The 21,442-nt window shown below is 38.3% G+C and carries 19 protein-coding genes; 13 read left to right on the forward strand and 6 right to left on the reverse strand.

Annotated features, from left to right (window positions below; translation table 11 throughout):
* Positions 1–387: 387 nt before the first annotated feature.
* Positions 388–678 (reverse strand): CTB family bacteriocin, encoded by a 291-nt coding sequence (locus tag BV372_RS03175; RefSeq protein WP_086683155.1) that lies wholly within the window; start codon positions 676–678, stop codon positions 388–390.
* Positions 679–1,058: 380 nt separating this feature from the next.
* Here BV372_RS03175 and BV372_RS03180 point away from each other — a divergent pair, with 380 nt between their 5' ends.
* Positions 1,059–1,778 (forward strand): Uma2 family endonuclease, encoded by a 720-nt coding sequence (locus BV372_RS03180; RefSeq protein ID WP_086683157.1) that lies wholly within the window; start codon positions 1,059–1,061, stop codon positions 1,776–1,778.
* A gap of 80 nt (positions 1,779–1,858) precedes the next feature.
* Here BV372_RS03180 and BV372_RS03185 read toward each other — a convergent pair whose 3' ends face one another.
* Positions 1,859–2,977, reverse strand: coding sequence for a ferrochelatase (locus tag BV372_RS03185; RefSeq protein ID WP_086683161.1), 1,119 nt, complete (start codon positions 2,975–2,977; stop codon positions 1,859–1,861).
* 556 nt (positions 2,978–3,533) lie between these two features.
* On the opposite strand from BV372_RS03185, the gene BV372_RS03190 reads away from it, so the two are divergent.
* The 6 genes from BV372_RS03190 (at position 3,534) to BV372_RS03215 (ending at position 13,886) form a co-directional block, all read left to right on the forward strand.
* A complete protein-coding gene (locus BV372_RS03190) occupies positions 3,534–6,989 on the forward strand; it encodes a hypothetical protein (protein ID WP_218776674.1) in 3,456 nt (1,151 codons plus the stop codon).
* Positions 6,986–9,094 (forward strand): hypothetical protein, encoded by a 2,109-nt coding sequence (locus BV372_RS03195; protein WP_086683165.1) that lies wholly within the window; start codon positions 6,986–6,988, stop codon positions 9,092–9,094. The genes BV372_RS03190 and BV372_RS03195 overlap by 4 nt, the downstream gene beginning before the upstream one ends.
* Positions 9,095–9,171: 77 nt before the next feature.
* The gene (locus BV372_RS03200; RefSeq protein WP_086683168.1) at positions 9,172–9,744 is read left to right on the forward strand and encodes a hypothetical protein; all 573 of its coding nucleotides are present in this window, start codon (positions 9,172–9,174) and stop codon (positions 9,742–9,744) included.
* Positions 9,745–9,892: 148 nt separating this feature from the next.
* Positions 9,893–11,155: an MFS transporter gene (locus BV372_RS03205; protein WP_086683171.1), complete on the forward strand. Its 1,263-nt coding sequence runs from the start codon at positions 9,893–9,895 to the stop codon at positions 11,153–11,155.
* A gap of 134 nt (positions 11,156–11,289) precedes the next feature.
* The gene (gene ilvB / locus BV372_RS03210) at positions 11,290–13,185 is read left to right on the forward strand and encodes a biosynthetic-type acetolactate synthase large subunit (RefSeq protein WP_086683174.1); all 1,896 of its coding nucleotides are present in this window, start codon (positions 11,290–11,292) and stop codon (positions 13,183–13,185) included.
* Positions 13,186–13,418: 233 nt separating this feature from the next.
* On the forward strand, positions 13,419–13,886 hold the full coding sequence (locus BV372_RS03215) for a tellurite resistance TerB family protein (protein WP_086683177.1): 468 nt from the start codon (positions 13,419–13,421) through the stop codon (positions 13,884–13,886).
* A gap of 161 nt (positions 13,887–14,047) precedes the next feature.
* Here BV372_RS03215 and BV372_RS03220 read toward each other — a convergent pair whose 3' ends face one another.
* The gene (locus BV372_RS03220) at positions 14,048–14,515 is read right to left on the reverse strand and encodes a hypothetical protein (RefSeq protein ID WP_086683180.1); all 468 of its coding nucleotides are present in this window, start codon (positions 14,513–14,515) and stop codon (positions 14,048–14,050) included.
* Between the two features lie 1,026 nt (positions 14,516–15,541).
* Between BV372_RS03220 and BV372_RS35910 the strand changes: the two genes are divergently transcribed.
* From BV372_RS35910 to BV372_RS03250, 6 genes are all read left to right on the forward strand, one after another.
* Positions 15,542–15,679: a hypothetical protein gene (locus BV372_RS35910; protein WP_179197961.1), complete on the forward strand. Its 138-nt coding sequence runs from the start codon at positions 15,542–15,544 to the stop codon at positions 15,677–15,679.
* A 320-nt stretch (positions 15,680–15,999) separates the two neighbouring features.
* Positions 16,000–16,314, forward strand: a complete 315-nt coding sequence (locus BV372_RS03225; RefSeq protein ID WP_086683183.1) for an S-layer protein — start codon at positions 16,000–16,002, stop codon at positions 16,312–16,314.
* A 1,028-nt stretch (positions 16,315–17,342) separates the two neighbouring features.
* Positions 17,343–17,597, forward strand: coding sequence for an RNA-binding protein (locus BV372_RS03230; protein ID WP_086683187.1), 255 nt, complete (start codon positions 17,343–17,345; stop codon positions 17,595–17,597).
* Between the two features lie 1,051 nt (positions 17,598–18,648).
* Positions 18,649–18,957, forward strand: coding sequence for an RNA-binding protein (locus BV372_RS03240; RefSeq protein WP_086683192.1), 309 nt, complete (start codon positions 18,649–18,651; stop codon positions 18,955–18,957).
* 240 nt (positions 18,958–19,197) lie between these two features.
* Positions 19,198–19,530 (forward strand): thioredoxin, encoded by a 333-nt coding sequence (gene trxA, locus BV372_RS03245; RefSeq protein WP_086683195.1) that lies wholly within the window; start codon positions 19,198–19,200, stop codon positions 19,528–19,530.
* A 119-nt stretch (positions 19,531–19,649) separates the two neighbouring features.
* A complete protein-coding gene (locus tag BV372_RS03250; RefSeq protein ID WP_086683198.1) occupies positions 19,650–20,159 on the forward strand; it encodes a hypothetical protein in 510 nt (169 codons plus the stop codon).
* Positions 20,160–20,185: 26 nt separating this feature from the next.
* Here BV372_RS03250 and BV372_RS03255 read toward each other — a convergent pair whose 3' ends face one another.
* From BV372_RS03255 to BV372_RS03265, 3 genes are all read right to left on the reverse strand, one after another.
* Positions 20,186–20,599: a hypothetical protein gene (locus BV372_RS03255; RefSeq protein ID WP_086683201.1), complete on the reverse strand. Its 414-nt coding sequence runs from the start codon at positions 20,597–20,599 to the stop codon at positions 20,186–20,188.
* 192 nt (positions 20,600–20,791) lie between these two features.
* On the reverse strand, positions 20,792–20,980 hold the full coding sequence (gene rpsU / locus BV372_RS03260) for a 30S ribosomal protein S21 (protein ID WP_086683204.1): 189 nt from the start codon (positions 20,978–20,980) through the stop codon (positions 20,792–20,794).
* A gap of 119 nt (positions 20,981–21,099) precedes the next feature.
* Positions 21,100–21,399, reverse strand: coding sequence for an RNA-binding protein (locus tag BV372_RS03265; protein ID WP_086683214.1), 300 nt, complete (start codon positions 21,397–21,399; stop codon positions 21,100–21,102).
* Positions 21,400–21,442 lie beyond the last annotated feature (43 nt).

Below are 21,442 nucleotides of genomic sequence, written 5' to 3' on the forward strand. Positions count from 1 at the left end.
TTTGCTCCAATGTTCAGAATAAAAGTTTTATTAGTCAGGTTTTCCAGCGTTTCTCTGGAATGAAACCGCTAGCTTAACTGCGAACTTTACTTGTGACAGTTCGAGGCGCTATGAGGTCTGGCGAAATAACTCCGCGAATCTCGCTGTTTGATTGGGGAGATAAAGCGCGGCTAACTTTGCTTTTATAGGCCAGACTTTACCACGTGCTATATTGCTCGTTGTATCTGCCAGAAGATACATAAATTTACAAAAAATCCCCTAAAGTTTGGGGTATAGCATCAAATATATGTAGGGGCACAGCATCAGTAAGTTGAGTTACTTAACCCAGACATTATGGATGCCCTGCCCTTATCAGAAATTATATTGTCTACTTCTTGATTCCTGCCTTTATCTTCTGCCAAACAGCCTAGCAAAGCCTGAAAAGAAGCTCATAACATCGCTAACCGATTCAAAGCCCAAACCAATCACTTGAAACGCAGCAGAAGATATAGAAGAAGATCTAAAAATAGAATTGCTGCCAAAACCCCTTCGCCTTGAACTTGTTCGCACAGATGACAACATATCTCTCTGCTCAAACATCGACCCTGATAAGAAAATATCAATTCCACCCGAAACTTTGTCGAGTTCTTCGTTTGATAATTCAACGGGAGCGTTATTTATATCTTTCTCATTAGACATGATTTTTTCCTTATCAATAGCTATTGATACTTAGATATCTCTCTTGGGCGAGAACTTATGCCGTATTGCCTTACATCATGAAAAAAATTATCAGGATAAAGGCTGGGGAAAGCTTTGCAGTTACTTTCAGTAAATTGCAAAGTTTTCCTGACCAAGAACTAATACCAAAAATTTGTAACTTGAGATACAACTTACCGCTTAACTACCTTAACTATTAGGTTAAAATATATTAGATTTACTTATAGTAAAGCGATAATTATTTCTTGGTATTAACGAGATCAAATATAGATACAATCACCTGGTTGAGATTTCCGTTTAACAGCTTTGGCAAAACTTTGCGATTTACTAAAATATACTAATAAAACTTTAAAAGTGGCTTTATGACCACCACTATTCCTAACTCTCCTAAATCGGAAATTATTTACCCCAGCAGCGATGGAGAACCTGTGGCGGAAACTTACGACCATCTATATGCAATTTTAACTACACTAGAAGTTCTCAGACAGTATCTTCAAGGTCGTCGCGCCACAGTTTTAGCCAATCAATTCTTGTATTATGCACAAAGTTTCCCAAAATTGCGAGTTGCACCTGATGTCATGGTTATCTATGACGTTGAACCAGGGGGACGCGATAACTACAAAATTTGGGAAGAACAACAAGTGCCAAAAGTGATTTTTGAAATCACCTCTAAAGGGACTCAGGAAGAGGACAAAAACACTAAGAAAAATCTTTATGAAGGACTAGAAGTACAGGAGTATTGGTTATTTGACCCGAAGGGAGAATGGATTGAACAGAAGTTGCAAGGGTATCGGCTGCGAGGAGATATTTATGAGCCAATTACCGATAGTTGCAGCCAACAACTACAATTACGTCTTGCTGTAGAAGGAAAACTAATTGGCTTTTATCGCTTAGATAACGGAGAAAAATTGTTAGTGGCGGATGAGTTGGTTGAAGCACTCAGACAAGAGACTCACAAACGTATAGAGGCTGAAAGACAGGCAGAACAGGAACGTCAACGTGCAGAACAAGAACGTCAACGCGCCACGGAACTCGAGTCGCTACTTTCTCGTTATCGAGAACAGTTTGGCGAATTGCCATAACTGCAAAGACAGTGCCAATGTCACGCTAACAGCACTCATCAGGAAAATGTAGGGCAGCATTACCTACCCTACATTCTCACTTAATGATGATGATGGTGATGGTGATGCCCATCTAGTTGGGGGTTAACCGTGATTGCTTCTTCTGACCTCAACTCACTAATATGAGACTCTGCCCATTGTGCTACCATTGCCAAAAATTCTGGATGGTCATTAACGCAAGGCATTTGTACATAATCCACATCAGGATGCTTTTTCTCTACAGCATGGATAATGTGGTGTACATCCAATAGAGTTTCGTGATTTTCTGTAGCAAAACCAATTGGCATAAAAATTACTACTTTGGCACCCAATTGAATCAGGTTATTAGCAGCTTGCTCAGCGTTAGGTAGAGTCCATTCAATTAGGGGTGTGTCATGGTTGAGCCAACCTACCGAAATTAAAGGATAGCGGTTAATCAACTTTTCCCGTACCAATTCATATAATGCTTGACTTTCGGCAATCCCTGAGGTGAATCCTTTCGCTTTGTGAGGACAACCATGATTCATCAGGATAATGCCGATTTGAGAAGGTAGGTAAGTTGCTGCTAAGTCAGCATTAATTTTCTCCTCTACTATATGAGCCATCAAATCAATGTAGGCTGGCTCGTTGTAGAAAGAAGGAATGTAACGCATTCCTTTTACCCAATGTTCATCACCCTCAGCCAACTCGGCTAAAGCATTATTCACCTGCTCGATCGCAATCCCACTAGTAAAGATAGAATCAACCACTAGTAGGGGATAGATTAAGATTTTGTCGAAGCCTTGGTTTTTAATCTCTGCCAAAACTTGTTTAGGTAAAAAAGGCGCGCAGAAGTTAAAAGCCTTGAAAACTTGAACGCCCTCACCCCACTTTTCTTGTAAAAGCTTCTCAATCCCAGCGCGTTGCTTTTCAAAGATGGCGTTATGTGGGGAAATAAAATCGTGGTGTGTGTGTCCCCACTCATGACGGTCAAATAACGCCAAAAGCTTGGCTAGCGGCGGGTAAATCCAAGTTGGGACTGGGGCAAATTTTGCTGTCAGTAGATTTAAAGCCTGTTCGTTATAGTTAGCGAAATCTTCGTAGCTTTCGACTTCGCCGTAGCCCATGAGCAATACGGCTACTCGGTCTTGACGTGATGATTGCTCGTGGGTGTGTTGTACTTTTTCCGGCGTGGCTACCACAGTGAGTTCCTCAATATAACCAGAATGGAGAGATTAAGTATCAAAGAAATAACTGAATTATTCCTCTGCTTAGTAAACTTATATCCCATCCGGGGGGATAGGATAATTACAATCATCATAACGAGACATGGCATTACATACCCCTACCATTAGGATGTAGACAAAAAAATTTACTTAACTGTAGATATGTAGATTCAAAGTAGTGTAATCAATAGCACAGAACTGCCTTACGATCACTATAATTGCAGATCACCCTTCCTGGCTGACGGTACTTGTCTTGAGGCTGAAACAGTATATTGTTACACTTAGCTACTCCATCAGCTTAACAGGCCTCAAGATGGGTTGGGATAGCTCTAAGTTATATACAATTTGCAATAATTGCACATTCTTAACCCAAACACCTCTGAAAGAAGTTGAGTTTTGTTACTTTTTTCAGAGGTGTACTCATTGCAGAAATAAAATTTTTCGATGTAACGCTGAGAAGTTTCATTCTCATAGATTAATTATTAGTTGGCTAATCATCTTAGGTTTTAACTTTACTAAGCTCATCAGGTATATGGAAAAAATCTTAAAAGAATACTGTAAACAAGCTAATTCTGGACTGCTTCTATTGAGTATGCCGACTGGTTTTGGCAAAACGTACAATGTCCTAAACTTTATTTATTCTAATTATCAAGAATTTGCTGCTCAACATAGAAAAATTATTTTTATTACTAACCTCAAGAAGAACCTACCAGTAGATGAACTACAAGAGCGTTTTATTCAAGATGGTAAAGGACATGAATTCAACAAATATGTTCTTCGCATTGATTCTAACGTTGATACAGTTATTGATAATCTTCTAGAAAATGATAACAAAATACCTGAACAGTTTAAAACAGAAATTTATAAGCGTTTAAAATCTCGAATAATAACGTGCCAAAATAGGTCACTTCCAAAAGAAGTTCAATTGATGCTAAGAACCGAAATTCGGAAAGAAATAGAGCCAGCATTCCGAAAAAATATTAAAAAAATCTTGAAAGAAAGTTTTAACAATAAAAAAGCCCGTTTGTTAGCCATACAGAATCAACAAGACTATCAATGGATTGGCAATTTATATCCCGCAGTATTTACAGATGAAAAAACTGTTTTATTTATGAGTATGGATAAGTTTATTGCTCAAAACACGACACTGGTTGAGCAATCATATTACTTCACTGAAAGGTTGATTGATAAATCTCTGATTTTTATTGATGAGTTTGATACTACGAAAGATGCTGTCCTCAACAATATTATTCAAACAGGCTTGCGCCATAGAGTAGATCTTCTTGATTTATTCTTGAATATTCATAACCACCTTATGCAAAACGAATTTCCTGAAAGGCTGCTTCAGGAATCTGGATGGCTCAAGAAAAAATCGTCCAGAAAAGATTGGTTATCTCCACGACAAAAGATTGAATCATTTCGAGATAAAGCTAGTTACATATTTAAAACATATCAATTACAACATATCTGTAAATCTCATGATGACTTTTTGACAAAGACAAGAAACTTTCTGTTCTATGACTACCAATTCCATAATGTACTAAATCGTCATCAGCTTATCAAGATTATTGAAGATATAGAAAACCGTACAAATTGGATTAAGTCTTTTGATATTAAAACAACAGAATCTGGTGTAGACATACAAGAGTTGCTGAGTAAGATTACCGGATTTCTAACCTATTTTCAGACAGGAATTAAGTATTTAGCTAATAATTATCGACGTTTAAAAGAAGAAAATAAAAGTAATCAGGAAGGCTTTCCGCTCGAATCGGCCATTAAAACAGTTCTGAATAATTTTCTCCTTGACGAGCAAGATGTCGCATTTTTGACCAATAAAATTTTAGAAGACGATTTGCAGTATGGCTTGCAAGCTGACAAAGGAACAATCCAAAGTCAGATTTTCTATGATACAGGCTTTCGGTATCACGATATCGTCGATAGTGATGAGCATGATACATTATCGAAGATATATATGTTCAACTTTAGCCGTACACCCGAATCTTTTTTGGCGGGAGTTTGCTCACAGGCTATGGTCGTTGGCATTTCTGCAACTGCTGGACTTTATACAAACATTGGCAATTACGATCTAGAGTATCTCAAATCCCGTTTAGGAGATTCATTTATAAGTCTTAAAGAAGATGCTCTTATTAAGCTCAAAAACGCATATTTTAAAGCAACTCAAGGATACGATCAAGTAGTTATAAAAACCGAATTTATTGGAACAGACTCACAGCAGGAAGCAATCAAACAGCTTGAAGAACTTTTGCGTGACCGAGAAGCAGCACAAGCTTTATGGAACGAACTTAGCCATCAAATAACTAATGATGATGATAAGAAGAGTATTGAATTTTCATTTTGCCGTTATGTCAGGGCGTTAACTGCATGGAAATATTTTCTAGATCATTCTGATTGTCATGCCTTTCTTTGTCTCTTCAGTAAATTACCAAAGCCTGCCGATCCGAAGTTCGATCTGGATATATTGTATAAATACGCGAAATACTTATTGGATGACAACAAAGATGTCATTGATGGTAGTGTAGAAGATACGATTTTCTTACTTAGTGGAGATAAGTTTGAAGAAAATAAACAGAAACTTCTGAATGATCTGAAAGCTCACAAACGCAGATTCATCATCTCTGCCTACCAAACAATCGGAGTTGGACAAAATTTACAATTTCCTATCCCTTGTGAATTAGAGGCAATACACATTAACAACTTGCCAAAGCATTCGGATATGGATATTAATGGCATTTATCTAGATAGCCCAACAAATCTACTAGTTAATATTTATAGGAATAATATCGAAGATGATGATTTTATAAAATACATTTTTCAATTAGAATTCCTGCGGGAAAATGGAGCTTTTTCACTTAACACATTTAAGACCAAGTTAGATACAGCATTTCAGAGATACATAGGAAGATATCAGTCTAAGCAAAAGGCTGAAGACTTCATCAGCTTATATAATACAGGTGCTTATTCACTCTTCTTGAATAAAACAATTATCCAAGCAATAGGTCGAATATGTCGAACTAATATGAAGGCTCCAAAAATCCATATTATTGCTGATGCTTCAATCCAAAAACATTTAACTGGTTTTGCTTTACCAAAAGATGTAATTCCTGTTCGTGAATATGCTGCTCTTTTAAAATCAGCAGGTGAATCGATGCGCCCATCTGAAGATTTAAGAGAAGTGCAAAACCGAGCATCTAATAGAAGTAATCAGAATTCTGCCACCATACGCCGCCAACTGAATAACCCGTGGACACTTAAGAGTATTCAAACATGGCAGGATCTGAGAGAGCAAACTCTTCGTCAACCCGCTATTGAAAAAGAGTCAGAATGCAATCCTAACTGGAATAGTATTTACCTGCAATTACCAAAACCTGCCGATTCATATTATTTTTCACATGAAAATGATTATGATGAGATTGAAGTTTTCTTTTCTGATGGGTACGGGAAAAAAGAAGTTAAAGAAGTGAGTGAACGAAGTGCCCGTCTTTCCGAGTTAATGAAAATTGATGTACTACATAAATTGTTTATTGATTCTGGCTGGGCAACAGCATTTCCTAAATCTAAACTTATGCTAACACCCCCGATGTTCAACAATATTTATAAAGGGGCGTTAGGTGAAGTATGCGGAAAACATATTTTTCAAAACTTCTTAAATATTCATTTGCTAGAACTGGATGTGAATGAATTTGAGTGTTTTGACTTTAAAACAGAACAGAAAGTTTATATAGACTTCAAGTTATGGAACGATCAAGTTGCAGTTGCATCTGAGGAATTACTTGATAAAATCATGGAAAAAATGGCGTTTGTCGGAGCAGAAAGGGTTTTTGTCATCAACATTCTTGGTACTTCAAACACACCTTTTCGCCCGATTTCGTCATTTGGCGGGAAAATTGTCGAAGTTCCTTATCTCTGTAAAAATGGTAAAATCGATAATTCAGCAATTAATTTTATTCAGGATGAATTTTGTAAATGAGCATTATCACAAACAGACTAAAGATAGATTTTCATATTGATACTATTGAACGAGACTTTGTTTTTATTCGCTTAAAACGAGAAAAAAATGGTAAATGGTGGGGGGCGGAAGAACTAGACTGCATTATTGGTGACGATTATAAAGCTATGGCAGTTGGGTATGCTCAATATGCCTATGCTATGTTTGAAAAAAAATCAAATAATACTTATGAATTACTTCAAAAACTGAGAACCGATCCTAAATTTGCTAGTGTATCTGCAATTGAAGTAAAGCCCCACGCTGTTTATAACGGAAATGATGAGTGCATATGTGAGGTAACACTTGCCCGATTATTAATGAATTCTCTAGGTTCATCACGCTCAAGATTTAAGGATTTACATTTCTCAAATCTCACCGGTACATTACTGAAAGTGCCAGCATTAACAGATAAGCTTTATGATCCAATTGGTGTAGCTGAAATAACTCTTAGTCGTGTCGATAGTAAAAAAAACGAATTCTTACTGAATGTTAGTGTAGCTAGTTATCGCAAAAAAGTTTCTATCTTAAAAGAATACAAAGGTGCAGAATTAAAAAAGATTCTTAAAAGACCTGAATATATCTTCCATAGTGGTACAGCATCTCTTAGAAGGTGGCTTCCTTCTGACGGGAAAGAGACAGATGCTACTAAGTCTTATATAAAATGCAGTATCCAAGGAAAAAGGCGTCATACTAATTTTATTGAATTTGGAAGTATTAAAGACTTTGAAAACAGCCGAGTCGGCATTTTGCATCAAGTTTTCAAAAGTATTCAAGAACATTTATCTGAATATATGAGCGTTGATTTTGCCAATATTGAAATTGACGACAGCGTTGAACTGACGAACACCTTGCTTAAAAAGCCACAACAGCTTCATTCAGTACTTGATGGGCAACCAATAAACATAATAGACATAGTTAAGGATGAAGATTCTGCTGAGTTAGCAAAAAGTTTGAAAGCATCGCTTCTTCCTTACATTACTGATGAAAAGCTAATTACTTTTGGTAAACAAGATAAGAAAGGCGCTCTCAATTTTAGAATTATACATGATGCCGACTTTTACGAAAGAATGAGGCAGGATGACGAATATCTTGCTTCTACAGATATATTTCAACGGCAACATCTTACCATTGAATCAGCTAGAAATGCCTTTGATACTATTGTTAAAACAAGTATTAAAGAACTGCTTATAAAGCGGGATATTAGCATTAAAAAATTAAATCTTTTTGATTGGTCTAAACTTGAATTGAAAGGAGTTTGGACTTTTGCTGCTTGGGATGAAGAAGCAAGTCATGTTATTTTTATGGAAATTCAGCCAAATGGGAATTTTGAATTTCATAAAATTGATGAACAAACTCTATTCAATTGGGAAAAATTTGATAAATATAAAGAATTAATGACCGAGAGTGAGTCTGAAGATAAAATTAAAACCTTGGAAGGTCTTGTTATTTCTGATACTGGTGATATAAATCAGATATTCCGTACTGATGAAATCACCATTCCCGATCTTTCCAAAATTGAAGCTATTATCAACGAAGTCGAAACAAAGCTTCCTGAAGATAAGCGAACTGGAAATGCTTTGGCAGAGCTGCTTCAAGAATTTATGACTGAAGTTTCTACGAAAGATAACGATAAACTTATATTATTCGGTGAAGAATTACGCATATTAGGTAACAATGAACTAGATAAAAGCAGTTTCCGAAAACTGATAAATAGCTATTTAGGAAAAAGCTCAAATGTTACCGATGCATTACGCAATTATCTTCTGAACAGATATGATATTAGGCTAATTTTTTCAAAGCACAAGGAAAACCTCGAAGATTTATTTAATGCTTCTCTCCATATAAATTATTTTGGCGAAACTGAAAAAGAAGCATATTATTTTGTGGGAGATAGAAATGTAAAAGATTATTCTTTCAAGGATGCTTGCCATCTTCGTAAAATCGTTGCAGTGAATGACTCAAAACTGATATTTAGACAACTCCTTAAAACTATGGATGTTGATTTTGTCCGTACAGGGCAAAGTACCGTAGTCCCTTTTCCATTTAAGTACATTAGAGAGTATAAGAATTTCGACGTTGCTCTATAAGTATATAAGTTGTATTTATAACTAGTAGGGACTTAGCAATGCTAACCCCTAGTGTTGACCCAGAGACTAAAGTATAGATGAACATCATCATTTGCCCTGGAATCCACGATCCAGCGTTAACTGAAAGTTTTATCTCAGAGTGCTTAAATTTAAATATTGATAGCCCAAGTGCTAAAGAAGCAGTAAATATACTAGTCTACCCAGAACAGGGTGTACTGACCCTATCGCCATTGCATATTTTACAATTTCTACACGATCGCTTGGGTAATGAGTTAGAATCGCCCGTGATCTTCATTAGTTTTAGCGCAGGTGTAGTCGGAGCGATGCTCGCTGCGAATTCGTGGCGACTCTTAGGAGGTAAAGTCATAGCTTTTATTGCTATAGATGGATGGGGGGTGCCACTATGGGGTGATTTTCCCATTCATCGAATGAGTCATGATTATTTCACCCATTGGAGTTCATCTTTACTGGGTGGTGGGAAGAATAACTTTTATGCAGAGCCAGCTGTTGAGCATTTATGCATGTGGCGATCGCCTCAAACCGTCCAAGGTTTTTGGGTAGACCTATCCGAGGAATTTTACCCCAAAAGCGATCGCTTGAGTGCATCTGAATTCTTACGCCTGCTGTTAAAGCGCTATGAAGAAAAATAGTCCGGAAATTAAAGTTGGCAAGCAGGAGTGAGAAATAGGGAAGATTTTAAAATGGAGTGATGAGCGTAGTTTCGCCCAACTCTCCAATTCCCAAATCCCACACTCCCCAACTACCCATCTACCCTAGTCACTATCTCTTAAGTATCTAATGTTTCCAACGGAACCTGCTGCTGTTAATAACGGGTTTGGCGCACTGCTGAAAAACCGTGGTTTTATGCTCCTGTGGATTGGGCAACTGGTTTCCCAGTTAGCAGATAAGGTGTTCTTCGTTTTGATGATTGCCTTACTGGAAAATTACCCACCGCCACCAGGATTGGCAGAGAATTCGATGTACTCAACTTTGATGGTGGCCTTTACAGTACCAGCCGTTTTATTTGGTTCTGCGGGTGGCATTTTTGTTGATCGCTTTCCCAAAAAGCTGATTATGGTTGGTTCTGATGTGGTGCGTGGATGCTTAACTTTATTAATTCCGTTTTTACCACGTGAATTTTTAATTCTTTTGATACTCACCTTTGCCATCTCCACAGTGACGCAGTTTTTCGCTCCCGCTGAACAAGCTGCCATTCCCCTACTGGTGCGGCGTGAAAATTTAATGGCAGCGAATGCACTATTTAGCAGCACAATGATGGGTGCTTTAATAATTGGCTTTGCCATAGGAGAGCCATTGTTGAGTTGGGCGAAGAGTTTGCTGGGAGAAGAATACGGTCAAGAGTTGGTAGTTAGCACACTATATCTTTTATCGGGTGCCATTATGCAGCCGATTAATTTTAAAGAAGACAAACCTACTGTTGAGCATCGGGGATCAAATCACCTGTGGTCTGAATTTACAGAGAGTTTGCGCTATCTCAAGAAAAACCGTCTGGTGTTAAATGCCATGTTGCAACTCGTAACTCTATATTGCGTATTTGCAGCTTTAACAGTACTGACAATCAGATTAGCGGCAGACTTTGGCTTAAAAGAGAAACAGTTTGGCTTTTTCTTGGCAGCAGCTGGGGTAGGGATGGTATTGGGTGCGGGAATTTTAGGACACTGGGGCGTAAAATTGCATCGCAAGCCTTTACCCTTAATCGGATTTTTGATGATGGCGCTGGTGTTAGGAGTGTTTACTTTTACCCACAATTTATTATTGGCGCTAGGACTCTGTGCACTATTAGGTGTAGGTGCTTCCTTAATTGGCGTGCCGATGCAAACTTTAATTCAACAACAAGCACCTCCCAACATGCACGGTAAAGTTTTTGGCTTTCAAAATCATGCCGTCAATATTGCGCTTTCCTTACCTTTGGCAATTACTGGCCCATTAACTGATATTCTAGGGTTGCGGATTGTACTTGTAGCTATGAGCCTGATAGTCGCTGCTGTGGGCGTTTGGGCTTGGCAAAATACCCGCCGGGTATTGCAAGATGTAATTTAGCGATACAAAGTCTTAGCTGAACCTAAATATTAAATATAGAAATTTCCGTAAGGATTTAATTAAACTTTTCTATTAAAATGAAATCTTAACTACAGAATTCAAGCATTAACTTAGCTATTCTCAGAGGTTTGACAGTGCGATCGCCAACCCGAATCAGTCCCCCCCAAACCGAGAATCACATCCAGCCTAATACGACTATCCAAACCGTCGTAGTAAGCCCTAAAAGGGCATCCGGCGGTTTTGCTCTCCTTGACAGCCTCCAGCGCCACGGTGTTGAGTATATTTTTGGTTATCCCGGTGGAGCAATTCTGCCCATTTATGATGACCTTTATAAAGTGGAAGCAACTAGTGGCATTAAGCACATTCTTGTGAGACACGAACAAGGTGCATCTCATGCTGCTGATGGTTATGCCCGCGCTACAGGTAAGGTAGGAGTGTGCTTTGGTACTTCGGGTCCAGGGGCGACTAACTTGGTAACAGGTATCGCCACCGCCTACATGGACTCGATTCCGATGATTGTGGTCACAGGACAAGTAGCACGAGCGTCTATTGGTACGGATGCATTTCAAGAAACTGATATTTATGGAATTACCTTGCCAATTGTCAAACACTCTTATGTAGTGCGCGACCCGAACGATATGGCACGGATTGTGGCCGAAGCGTTCCACATTGCTAGCACAGGACGCCCAGGACCAGTTTTAATTGATGTTCCTAAAGATGTCGCTTTAGAAGAATTTGACTATGTGCCTGTGGAACCAGGTTCTGTAAAATTACCTGGCTATCGTCCTACAGTCAAAGGCAATCCAAGGCAGATCAACGCCGCCATCCAGTTAATCAGCGAAAGTAGCAGACCGCTATTGTATATCGGTGGCGGTGCGATCGCGTCTGGGGCACACGAAGAAGTTAAAGAACTAGCTGAGTTATTTAATATTCCCGTCACTACAACTTTGATGGGTATCGGTGTGTTTGACGAACATCATCCCCTAGCCTTGGGTATGTTGGGGATGCATGGCACCGCTTACGCCAACTTTGCTGTGACTGATTGTGACTTGTTGATCTGCGTCGGCGCGAGATTTGATGACCGGGTGACCGGGAAGTTGGATGAATTTGCCTCCAAAGCAAAGGTAATTCACATCGACATCGATCCCGCAGAGGTTGGCAAAAACCGCGTCCCAGAAGTGCCCATCGTTGGTGACGTGCGGAATGTGTTAGTTGACTTGTTGCGTCGTTGCAAGCAAACAGGTACCAAGGCTAAACCTAACCAAAATCAAGAGTGGTTGAGCCTGATTAATCGCTGGCGCGAAGATTACCCCTTGATAGTGCCTCAGCATTCTGACAGTATTTCACCCCAAGAGGTAATTGTCGAAATTGGTCGCCAAGCACCCCACGCTTTCTACACCACCGATGTCGGTCAACATCAAATGTGGGCAGCACAATTCCTCAAAAATGGTCCGCGGCGCTGGATTTCCAGTGCTGGTTTAGGAACGATGGGTTTTGGCGTGCCTGCGGCAATGGGTGCGAAAGTGGCGTTTCCCGATGAAGAAGTTATTTGTATCAGTGGCGATGCCAGTTTTCAAATGTGTTTGCAAGAATTGGGTACACTTGCACAATATGGCATAAATGTCAAGACTTTAATTCTCAATAACGGCTGGCAGGGGATGGTGCGCCAGTGGCAGCAAGCCTTCTACGGTGAGCGTTACTCCTGCTCCAACATGGAAGTAGGAATGCCAGATATTGAGTTTTTGGCCAAAGCTTATGGTATCAAAGGCATGGTGATTAGCAAACGGGAAGAACTCCAAGATGCGATCGCCGAAATGCTGGCACACAATGGCCCAGTAGTTGTAGATGTGCGCGTTACCAGAGATGAAAACTGCTATCCAATGGTAGCTCCAGGCAAGAGTAACGCCCAAATGATTGGCTTACCCAAGCAACTGCCAACAACTGCTACAGAACCAGTTTATTGTAGCCACTGCGGCACTAAAAACCTTCCCAACCATAATTTCTGTTCTGAGTGTGGCACGAAACTATGAAGAGTTCTGAATACCGACTGCTGAGTATTTTTTACTTTACTCAGCACTAAACTCGGTAAATTTTTGGTTTTAGAAAGTTAGATACGCAGGGGATTGTATCCTCTGCGTTTTTTTGTGCGGAGAAATTGCAGTAAAAATCACAGATGTGTGTTTTTCTTGATTTTTTTGGGAATCCTAAATCTCAGGAAAAAAGATTGCTTTCCCATCAATCACGGAACCTTTAAAGGATAATTATGTTTCAGCGTAAGTTGCCCAACAGACGTAGCAGCAGTTCAGTCGCCTTAGAACCAGAAGTAGCGATCGCAGTTATTGGACTGTTTTCCGCAGCATCTGATGATGAAGGTGTTAGCAGAACCGAAGAATTTGCTTTGAGTGAAATGCTAGCTGGTATTTCTCAATTTGAAGATTTCTCTGAGAAAGACTTTGAAAAATTGACAGAGAAAGTTTATACCTTGCTAGAGGAAGAAGAACCAGAAGATGTCATCGAGCAAGCGATAGCTTCTTTACCAGATGAAGAATCTCGAGAAGCAGCCTACATTACCGCGCTGTTGGTAGTCGGGATTGACGGTGAAGTACCCGACAGCGAACAGGATTATATATCTGAGCTTCAGGACGCCTTGAATATTACAAACAGGCGCGCACAACAGATTATAGACCACATCTTTGGAGAAGATGATGAAGAGGAGTACGAAGAAGAATAACTCTTTTTGTACTTAATTCCCGATATTGTAAGCTGGGTTACTTGATATCGGGCAAAACGTTTATGTATAACAATTGCAGAATCAATAAAATTTATGGCTCATGATAGCGTTGAAATTGCTACTCATGAGCTTTTTGTTGGAAAACCTGCCTCTTGCTGATGCTAAGGTGAAGAAATCTCTTCAAAAGGCTTGAGATCTGGAGCCACCCAACTTTGACGAGCTTCCCAAGACATAATTAACTCATGACTGTAGTATTCGTAGAATAAAGTTTTTTGCTCTCCATAAGTAGAGATGAAGTCATTGATCAATGCTGAGATAGAGGCGTTGTGATTGGTAACAGCGAGGAAACGACAGGCGATCGCAATCCAAAACAGAGTCAAAGTTTCATGATACCCACTATTAATGGTAGTTGCGATACCGTTGCACTGGTTGTAATGTTGAATCCCTGTACGGATACGTGCGATCGCTTCTGCTTTAGAGCATATAGATAAATACCACACAGCAATAGTGAGATGAGCAGCGTGGTTCCAGCCACTTCGAGCTAACGTACAAGCTTCAAATTGCTGGACTAACCTAATTACATCCTTATCAGTTTGGTAGAAGTCAGTTTTAGGCTTGTTTTGTTGCATGACAATTTTGAATTTGAAGTAGAAGGCAGTCCTAATAAAAAAGTTTCTTCCTTGAAATGATTTCTATACTAACAGATGCTGTTCAGTGCGCTCTATTGTCGGGTCGTCTAGGGTACAAAAAAAGTATTTGATGATAGTAAGCTAATGTGCCTTTAAGTTGCATAATTCGTAGCATCAGAAAGACGCGGGTACGCGGAGACTGAGAGACGCAAAGATGCAGTTTGAATGATTATTAGCTTATCGTCAAAGATTGGGGTCATAAGTAAGTAAGTCGGCGTAAAAATTTCAACGTATGTCCACCGCGAGTGTAACGAAGTGAAACGTAGACAAGAAGTGGCTTCCCGTAGGGTAGCAATTGCAAGAGTTTTGTGATTCGTAGATTCTGTTACATAGTTCGGTTTATTTGTGTCGGCTTACTTAGTACGTGCAGCGATACCTGAGGTGATGAATTAGTCTATTCTCAATATATTTATCACCTAGTTCAAGCTCAATATTTAAGAATCAGCCTCAGTACTGCATAGATTATTACAATACAAGTTGCCTGTCACAATAAAGCCAGCGTTAAGAATCTTCTCAAAATAGTGATAGTTAGTTTTGTTAACAATAAACCATGAGAAAATATATTGAGGTTAACAAATATTTTTTTATAACTTTAGGTAGTGATGGCAGCGGGGAAAGCATTAATTGATTTAAAAGTCAGTTAGTTATTCTCTACAAGTGAACAGACCCAGGCGAATTTTCTCCAAAATAAACTTCTCTTGAATTAGTGCAGGCTCAATTAATAGAGTTTAGTAAATCAAAGATAAAAATTGGAGGTTATAAAATGGCTTTTCGGAAGAATGCTGGCACCAATTTATGGCAAAAAGTACAACAGGATTCAGTAAGTTGGGGATCTCTAACGCTATGGATCAGTGGGTTAGTTGTACTGTTAATAACTTTGGGATTGTTTTCTAACATTTTAGATTAACTATAGGAATGCGGTTTGATTTTTGAAAAAATTCTGTAAACTTGAAACTTAATTGTAGGGTGGGCAAGCGCCCAACGCCAGATGCTAAGAAACCGGAAACCCGTCCAACGCACTGGCTCCTCAAAGGGGTGAACCCCACACAGAACTGTCCTCCTCTTGGCGGTAGCCTGCGGCAAGCCGCTACGCCTGTGCAATAATTTTCATAAGTCAAATAGGATTACTGGGCAGTCATTGCTCTTAAAATTGGCTGTAATGGCTAAACAGCAAAGTCTTGTCTGAGAATTAGATAAAATCAAATCTGCGTTAAATAAAAAGGTAAGGAAGCAGTAAAAAACTAAGATGTTTAGATACATTGTTATCTCTGCTTCTTTCTCCTTTTCCTTCTAATTCTAAGTTGTAAACTAGTTTTGTTAGGATGGCCCTGTAACTTCCAATTAGTAAAAATTTTTTATAAAATTCAGTGGATTACCTTCTTTAAAGAATTACACTAAAGATATATACATCCATACTTCATTTGATGAACATAAAAATTCTGCTATCAGTCTTATTACTAGGCACTATTGGTTTAGTTAATCCTGTTAAAGCTCAAGAGCCTAGCAATAGTGAAACAGTTAAATCTAATCCAGTTATCAATGCTTGTGTTCAAAACAAAGCAGAGACTTTACCAAATACTTTTAGCGATGTACCATCTGACCATTGGGCTTTCAAAGCAGTTATGACTATGCACTATTGCGGAGCCTTCCGGCAAGCTACACCACCTGCTTTATTTCAGCAACTAAAACCCACTGAAAATCTACAGAAACCACCGAAAGAACAGCAATCTCAACAATAGAGAATAAATAATAAAAATATGGGAAAAGTTGGGCTACCAAGTAAATCTCTGTCCATAGTTCCTAGAATTAAGGTTAGCGCTCAATAAATCCATAAATTAGCCAATTCGGTGCAAGTAGCAAACCACAAGCTACAAGCGTAGAAGGTGGGGTATAACTTCTTCGGCAAAGCGAGTCATTTCTCTCACAATAGAGATTGAATTGCAGCATGAATTTATCAATATTTGCATTAACAAAAGCTGCGATCCTAGTGCTGGTGACAACTAATAGTATCGTAGCTACCAACTAAGCCGACGGTTGTACCCCCAAAATCGAAGTCAAGGATACGGAAAAAATATAAAGAAATATAACGAATAAAATTTTTAGTAGTATATGTACTATTCTTAAAATGTTAATACTACGTTAAATTTGTATTACGTCACTAGGATTAAGGGTAAAGCGTTCCTAGACAATAATTCACTTTTTTAGCTTTAATTAGAAGCCACAATCATTTAAGAGCACAGCTTACAAAGATATCTACTAGTGGTTATAACGACCTGTAGAGTTCCAAAAATCTCATTCCATATTCAACTGTTATGTTTAGATCAACGAGAAATATTCTCGGCTATGTGAATAAGCCGGTGACAGCTTCCCGAATCTAAATCTCTACACTGTATTTATGAAGTGGAAAAAACTTGTGGATTCAACTACAAATTTCTGTTGTTTCTAGTTAAACTGTAAACTTCAAAATACTTTGTTGAGCAAAAATTGTAGAAATTAAAAATTCTACTAAACTTTGTAAATTCTCTATTGCCCATTCTAAGAACAAGTAAGTCTACCAGATTTGTGTAAGTGAGTCTTATTTTTTGCTTTTGATAAAGGCTAAAGCTGGAAATGCAATCTACTACAGACTCATACCGATTTAACTATGTTTCAATTTTAAAACTATGTTATTATTAACTTACCGAGAAATATTTTTGGTCAAGTGACTGACTATATAGACGCCTCTCCAAATTTAAATCTCTACATTCTGTTAATTCGGAGATATTCTATGTCAGTTTATATTGGTAATCTATCCCATGAAATTGAAGATGAGGATATCAGACAGGTCTTTCTAATGTATGGGGCTGTTAGGAGAATTCTAGTATCTACAAACCAAAAATCTGGTGAGAAGAGAGGATTTGCAGTTGTAGAAATGGAAACAGATACTGAAGAGGTAGCAGCAATTAATGGATTAAGAGGTACTGAATGGATGGGTTATAGCCTCAAAGTTAATAGGGCTAAGACCGTTGTAGACGTAGCTTAATCGTACCTGTAATGCATATATTACAATGAAGCGTTGAAATTCTCGTGGTGGTTATATACATTTACTCTGCTGCTAACAAAAATGTCTAATATTTTCCTTGTTGCCTTAAAATAATATTAGGCAAGCTACGCCATGATTTTTTGACCGCAGAATATGGAGAATTTGACTGCTTAACCTAGCACGAGAACATGAGATCGAAGGTAATACAAGGTAACCGATAAGCTAAAACATACAAAAAACATCCCAACAACAAAGGAGAAAACACACCCAAAAAGATATGTCAGTTTAAATCAACAAAATGTAGTAGTGAGTAAAAATTGAAAATTAAAGCGTTAGATGTTAAAGCTGGCGATCGCATCATTGCGTACTACAAGAACAAAAGGCAAATCTGCAAGGTTAAACAAATTTTAGATCTAGGGCAGACAAGTGTCACACTTTCAGTTTTCACAAGTGAGCATTATCGCGGCTGCTTGGTCTCATGCGTAGTCCGGTTCCAGGGGGATGCTTTAGTTGAATTAGTCACCTAAAAATTATATCCAACTGCAAAAAAAATTTTGCAATGATTGGATTTGTCTTTATTATTTTAATTGCAGCTTTTTCAAGGCAAGCATTCCTCGATTTGTAGAGAAACTTGAGAATTCGATGTAAATTTTTGGACATTATCGGATCAAGCTTGGTTCATCTAGAGCCTATAATTAAATTTATCTGGTGGTGATTATGGTAATTTTCTAAGAACGTCTGGCTTTAAAATTAAAAAGTACCTAAATAATCAACTTTGTCTAAATGAATGTTTACATTGCAGTCAGGCTTTTACAGCCTGGCTCCAAAAAGCATTATTACCCTTAATTAGATATAAATGGCTCACATGAATTTATATAAAGTTTTTTCCCGTCTTCCCCAAAAAGTTAATTACTTATGTCATAATAGAAACTGAGAATTAATTCGGTTAACAGCGTTTGTTTTTAGTATTGAAAGGCTTTTTGTTTTTGGTATTTACAAACTTTTCTCCGAAATCTAAATCTCTACACATTTATAATTTCGGAGACAATCTATGTCAGTTTATGTAGGCAATCTTTCTTACGAAGTTACAGAAGAGAGCTTAAATGCCGTGTTTGCAGAATATGGTTCTGTCAAGCGGGTTCAGCTACCTACCGATCGGGAAACAGGTCGTGTGCGCGGCTTTGGTTTTGTGGAAATGGGTACCGATGCTGAAGAAACTGCCGCCATTGAGGCTCTTGATGGAGCAGAGTGGATGGGACGAGACCTAAAAGTGAATAAGGCTAAGCCCAAAGAAGATAGAGGAGGTTCTTTTGGCGGTGGTGGTAACCGTGGTAATTACGGTGGGCGTAACCGTTACTAAGCTTTACTGGTGTAGCTATTTGACCTCACCCGTTAGTTTAACAAATTAACTTGATGTATTAGCGGCTCAGGCATTTCTGCTTGAGCCTTTTTGCTACATAATTTGGATAACGTAGAAGCTTTTTATTAATAAACTCTTTTTCACCAATTTGTAGGTACAATAATTGAATCTTCGTTGGCTATAATGTCGTCGAAAATTTATTGTTTTGGAAATTTTAGTTTAATACTGAGGAATTAAAAAATGTCTACTAATACTGATGTTGTTTCTTATATTCAAGAAAGTGAATTTGAGACTCTTTTAAGTGAAGAAAAAGTTGTTGTAGTTGACTTTACTGCTACTTGGTGTGGACCTTGTCGCCTGATCAGTCCATTAATGGATCAACTCGCCCAAGAATACAAAGGTCGCGCTAAAGTCGTTAAGGTAGACGTGGATAGCAACAAACCGATGTTCAAAAAATTCGGTCTTCGCAGTATTCCAGCGGTTTTAATTTTTAAGGATGCTGAGTTAGCAGAAACTATTGTAGGAGTTTCTCCTTACGAGCAATTCAGCAGTGCTGTTCTTAAGCTTCTTTAGCTTATTTTCGGGGAGATTCTTAGTTCTCCCATTTTTTTGGGAGGTACTAAGCCATCATTCCATTGCCCCTGAAAATTCTTCTATACATACAATCTACACAATAATCAGGTGTAGTAACCATGACCCCAGAAGCCAAACACATTGTTAGCGAACTTAGGCGTGAATTCTACTCTCTGTTCGCTACTGCTATGAGAACGCCAGTGCTTATAACTGGTACATCTTATAGTAGTAATTCCCCTATTGCATCATGGATAGATAATAGGCAGCAACTGAATTATGTAAATATATATGCTTATACAGCACCTGACGAATTTAACCCATTGCGCCCGTTCGTTCTTCGATTGGCTATTAATAAAAGTGCTCTTCAATTCATGATGGGAAAAAAGTGGCAACAATATCGAGGACTCAATCTGGTATGGGACTTTGAGTTAACTGTATTACCAAGAGAAATTTTAGACTTTCTTCCTTGGATAGTTAGCTTAGTTGAAGCTCACGATCAAGTTGCACCTTTGCTACTACAGTCACCACCTCATCCATTTGAATTAAAAATGCCAGCAGTCGGGTTATGTAATAATGCATGGACTCTTGAAGCCTGCATCCTAACAAAAATGATGCAGCCAGCTTTTTAGTTAATGCGATCAAACACAACTAATTATTACTGCAAGTTTTCTGTGCGTACATCTTCCTTAATATCTACTGAGCCGTTGCCATCAACACTTATTCCTTCTTTCGTAAAATACTTTAAAGTTGAAGCTAAAGCTAGTTGAGAAGCTACTTGATAAGCTACTTCTTTCGGAATTTCCTTTTGTTGGTTCAACAACTCAACAAAGCTTTCAAAATCACGCATCACGCAATATCTGTGTAATGCAGATTTTTTTTCTATTAAGTTGAATTTTTCGTCAATCTTCCCTTTTGCTTCTTTTTCTGCCTCAGAAATTGAATTAACAAATCCACCGGTATGACACAATTCACCAGAAATTTTATAATAATAAGCTTTTCCGCTTAATGATTCCTCTTCAATATGAATTGAATGAAACTTGTATTCAATTTTGTATTTTTTAGATTCCATAAACAGATGACATCACATGATTAACTATAAATAATCTTGAATTTGTAAGATTATTTTGTTAAGCGCTCCAACGATAACTTTCCCACACATGGGTAGTGTGAAGGATTTCTGACTTTATCACGTTAAGGTTGCAATTTTTAATCTGCTTCTTAAGTAGTTATAATGGTAGAGAAATGGTACAAATGCTTAGACTCATTTACGGAAATTTCCCTTACGCTGTCTGTGCCTTGCAACTTCCTTACGCTTACGTTTTTGCTCTGGCGTTTCAAAATGGCGATTTTTCTTCATATCTGGAAAAATACTAGCCTTGGAAACTTTTCGCTTAAAACGACGCAGAGCCGATTCAATTCCTTCATTATCATCTACTATTATTTGGGTCATACTCTGTCCTCGCTTAATTATTACTGGCTAGTATTAACCTATCCAGTAAATCTGAGAAAAAAGGACAGACTCATTGTCTGCCCTTAAGACGTTAGAGTTTAAATTTTTGAGTTCAAAGTTTAGTAGCGGTTCCGAAAGCTTGAGTTACCTCGATTTCCGCCAAATGAACCTCTATCTTCTCTCGGCTTAGCTTTGTTCACTTTCAGGTTACGTCCCATCCACTCAGCACCATCAAGGGACTCAATTGCAGATGCTGAGGAAGCATCTGTACTCATTTCTACAAAAGCAAAGCCACGTACACGACCTGTTTCACGGTCAGTAGGTAGAGAAACCTGCTTTATAGAACCATATTTTGCAAAAACAGTATTTAGAGTCTCTTGTGTAACTTCATATGAAAGGTTACCAAAAGTGTTGAATATTAAGAAAAATCGGATAAAAACAGCCCAAAATATGTTAAATTTT

Origin of the sequence: Nostoc sp. T09, assembly GCF_002154695.1 — a bacterium.
Taxonomy (GTDB): Bacteria; Cyanobacteriota; Cyanobacteriia; order Cyanobacteriales; family Nostocaceae; genus Aulosira.